At 55.6% G+C, this 3,765-nt stretch carries 4 protein-coding genes; 3 read left to right on the top strand and 1 reads right to left on the bottom strand.

The features are described 5' to 3' along the window. Positions 1 to 275: hypothetical protein (locus tag ILT46_RS11905; RefSeq protein ID WP_199504856.1), on the bottom strand; the 275-nt coding region annotated here is incomplete at its 3' end. A 12-nt stretch (positions 276 to 287) separates the two neighbouring features. Here ILT46_RS11905 and ILT46_RS11910 point away from each other — a divergent pair. From ILT46_RS11910 to ILT46_RS11920, 3 genes are all read left to right on the top strand, one after another. Beyond that, positions 288 to 2,918, top strand: a complete 2,631-nt coding sequence (locus ILT46_RS11910; RefSeq protein WP_199504857.1) for a site-specific DNA-methyltransferase — start codon at positions 288 to 290, stop codon at positions 2,916 to 2,918. Beyond that, on the top strand, positions 2,915 to 3,514 hold the full coding sequence (locus tag ILT46_RS11915; protein ID WP_199504858.1) for a hypothetical protein: 600 nt from the start codon (positions 2,915 to 2,917) through the stop codon (positions 3,512 to 3,514). Before ILT46_RS11910 ends, ILT46_RS11915 begins: the two co-directional genes overlap by 4 nt. Beyond that, positions 3,511 to 3,765 (top strand): hypothetical protein (locus ILT46_RS11920; RefSeq protein ID WP_199504859.1); only part of this gene is annotated, 255 nt, incomplete at its 3' end. The genes ILT46_RS11915 and ILT46_RS11920, both read left to right, overlap by 4 nt.

Genomic DNA, 3,765 nt, shown 5'->3' on the forward strand with positions numbered 1-3,765 from the left:
GCCATTGGTGCTGACGGGGGACAGAGCTGGGTGATGCACAGCTGGTATGGCGCGGCAAGGATACGCAGGACTGGTCCGACCTGATCGTCAACGTCCCGCCGCTCTACATCCAGGAGAAGATCCACCCCAAAGCTATCATCGACGATCTGAAGCGCCGCGCCGCGAAGAACGCCGAAGAGGGAACTGACGCGCCGGACCTCTTCGGCGATCTGTTTCTGGACTTCAACGGGATCGATCCAGAGGCCAAGACTGAATTCTACCAGCACGACCAGCACTGGTCGAACCGCATGATCCTCGGCGACAGCCTGCAAGTGATGGCGAGTCTGGCCGAGCGCGAAGCGCTGCGCGGCAAGGTGCAATGCATCTACTTCGACCCGCCCTACGGCATCAAGTTCGGATCGAATTGGCAAGTCTCCACCATGAGCCGCGATGTTAAGGACGGCAAGCAGGCCGACATCGCACGCGAGCCTGAACAGGTGAAGGCTTTCAGGGACACCTGGAAGGACGGCATACATTCGTACCTGACCTATCTGCGTGATCGGCTCGTGGTCATGCGAGACCTGCTCACGGATAGCGGTAGTATCTTCGTCCAAATCTCAGATGAAAATGTTCATCGCGTTCGTGCCGTCATGGATGAGGTTTTCGGGGAAGAGAACTTTGTAGCGGAAATTGCCCTTTCCAAAGCAACTGGCCTCACAAGCCAAATGATAGCGTCGACGTTCGATTACATCATTTGGTATGCTCGCAAGAAGACTGTTGCCAAATACAGGCGTCTCTATCTTCCCAAAGATTTCGAGACTGAAACCGATGGTGAGTTCCGTTGGATTGATCACGACAGGGTAACAGTAAAACGTGCTGAGCCGTCCGACCTTTCCGGTGAGGGAGAGAAGATCGACGCACTTTTCCGCACTAACTCGGCAGTCTCACCCGGTGTCCGGACGAACACGACCGGGAAATTTCGTTACCTCGGATTGGAGTTTAATTCGGGATCGGCCCGGAATTGGAAAACCACAATTCCGGGGATGGTCAGACTCTGCAAAGCGAACAGAATCCTCCCTCAACCGAAATCGGTTCGTATCTACAAACAATTCTGGAAGGATTTCGATCAGCTGCCATTGGGAGCGTTTTGGTCCGACGTGAGGTCAGAGCAGAACCGTATCTACGTTGTCCAAACTGTAGAAAAAGCAATTCAACGGTGCATTTTGATGGCCACCGACCCGGGGGACCTGGTGCTTGATCCAACATGTGGAAGCGGCACTACAGCAACCGTAGCCGAGCAATGGGGGCGCAGGTGGATTACGATCGATACTAGCAGAGTCGCCTTGGCGCTTGCGCGAACCCGAATGATGGCAAACCGCTATCCGTGGTATCTCCTTGCCGACAGTGAGGAAGGCCGCTCCAAAGAATCTGATCTAACTCTTCGCCCTCCTTCCGATCTCCCGATAAATCGGGATTTGCGTCAGGGTTTTGTCTATGATCGGGTGCCGCACATCAAGCTAAGTGACATCGCCAAAAACACTCGGATTGATGAAATCTGGGATCGCTGGCAGGGAGAACTGGAAGCAATCCGCGAGGCGCTTAATCACAAGCGCGGCAGATTCTATGCAAATGAACGTGAGGGCTATAATCGCGATGAAACGCAGGCTGTGCCGGCGTCCGCAAACCCAGATTTACTCCCGTTTGAAGAATGGAGTATGCCGAGTGAGGCGGGGTCGCCCTGGCCCGCCGACGCGTTGAAACCTTTCGCCGCAGCGCAAAAGGACAATACAAAACGTGCGACACGCGAAAAGCATCTGGCCAAGTTGAACGAGATATTGGGTCGAGCCTACACGCTTGAAACCTTGCCGGACGCTCCGGTCGATCCATGGGATGACGAGGAAGCCATCGCGCTCCACGCGCAATGGTGGGAAGCACGCATCGCTCGGCAGAAGGAAATAGACGAAGTCATCGCGAAGACCGCTGAGACCGAATATCTGTACGACAAGCCGTATGAAGACCCTGGCCGCGTTCGCGTAGCTGGCCCCTTCACCGTGGAGAGCCTTTCGCCCCATCGTGTTCTGCCAGCGAGCGAGGATGACAGCCTCGCCGAAGACCTCGATGCGGCTGAGGGCAAGCGCGTCCGCGAGGACGACGGCGCGAACAACGACTTCGCCGCCATCGTGATCGAATACCTGAAGAGCGAAGGGGTCAAGCAACAGGAAAAGGGTGACCGCATTCGCTTCGAAAGCGTGATCCCCTGGCCTGGCCAGTGGATTGGTGCCGAAGGTCGCTTCATGGAAGGCTCGGAAGGCAACCAGACCGAGCGCCGCGCCGCGATCTTCATCGGGCCGGAGTTCGGGACTACTGGGCGCAGCGATCTCGTCGCCGCCGCCCGCGAAGCAGTCGATAATCGCTTCGACCTTGTGATTGCCTGCGCCTTCAACTTCGATGCGCATTCATCGGAACTCGACGGCCTTGGCTCGCTCAAGATTCTCAAGGCGCGGATCAATCCGGACATGCACATGTCGGACGAGCTGAAGAACACTGGCAGCGGCAACATGTTCGTCGTCTTCGGCGAACCCGATGTTGAAATCCTCGATGATGGCGGCGAGGAAATCCGCGTGAAGGTGAACGGCGTCGATGTGTTCGATCCCAACACGGGGGACATTCGCAGCAACGACACCAAGGGCATCGCCGCCTGGTTCATCGACACCGACTATAACGAGGAAAGCTTCTTCGTCCGCCACGCCTATTTCCTGGGCGCGAACGATCCCTATTCCTCGCTCAAGACCGCACTCAAGGCAGAGATCGACGAGGAGGCGTGGAGCACGCTCTACTCCGATACCTCGCGACCATTCGAGCGCCCTGACGGAGGGCGGATCGCTGTGAAAGTCATCAATCACTTCGGGGACGAGGTGATGAAGGTGTTTGGAGTATGAGGGAGCACCTTATGTTTCGATTACACATTGCCGAAAAGTGGGAACCGCAGGATTACATCGCAGCAATAAGCGCGGTCGAAACTACCTACTACGTGACTCTTTTTGGCAGCAGGGGTTGGAGGCCTGACGACTGGGATTTACCCCAGCGGTACTATTACGGTCGTAATCCGTGGTCGAGAGACCGTCTCGCAGAACTGATTGTAGAAGAAGCGCGAGCGATCGCGGTGAGCGACGAAAGACTGATCGTTAGTCAGATTCGGCACGCGTCGCCGGGCTTTCTAGACTTTGAAGGAGTCGGCAAGGTCGCTGAAGCGATAGATAGAAGCTTCGGACGCATTATCGATGTCCTCGTGCACCGTAGAATGCGGAGGGAACTCGACGAAAGGGCCAAAGTCGAAACCGATATTCTCCGCGAAAATCTCAACTCAATTAAGATCGAGAATGCTCGTAAACTTTTGGATCTTTATCGTGACTATCCGGAGGTAGGACACCAACCGGATCTGGAGCGAACACTCGTTGACCAGCAAACCAAGATTGAGGACCTCGCTGCTCGCGGCTTGATCACTGACAAGCGGGATCACGACTTCGACGAATGAGATTCCATCTCGCCGATACGTTCACTGCAGCTTTCGACAAGCTGACAGGACAGGAGCAGAAAGCGGTCAAATCGACCGTCTTCGATCTGCAACTTAATCCGTCCGGGCGCGGATTGCGGATGCATCGGATCGACAATGCAAACGATCCGAATTTCTGGTCGATGCGGGTCAATCGCGACGTTAGATTGATCATCCACAAGACCGGCGATAGCCTCTTAGTCGCCTATTGTCCGTCGTCAGAACATTTGGCG

It is taken from the genome of Qipengyuania sp. YIM B01966 (assembly GCF_016461955.1).
GTDB lineage: Bacteria > Pseudomonadota > Alphaproteobacteria > Sphingomonadales > Sphingomonadaceae > QFOP01.

Excerpts from the sequence above, each read along its gene's own strand:
- ILT46_RS11915 (WP_199504858.1), top strand. The coding sequence starts at position 2,915 with ATGAGGGAGCACCTTATGTTTCGATTACACATTGCCGAAAAGTGGGAA.
- ILT46_RS11910 (WP_199504857.1), top strand. The coding sequence starts at position 288 with ATGATCCTCGGCGACAGCCTGCAAGTGATGGCGAGTCTGGCCGAGCGC.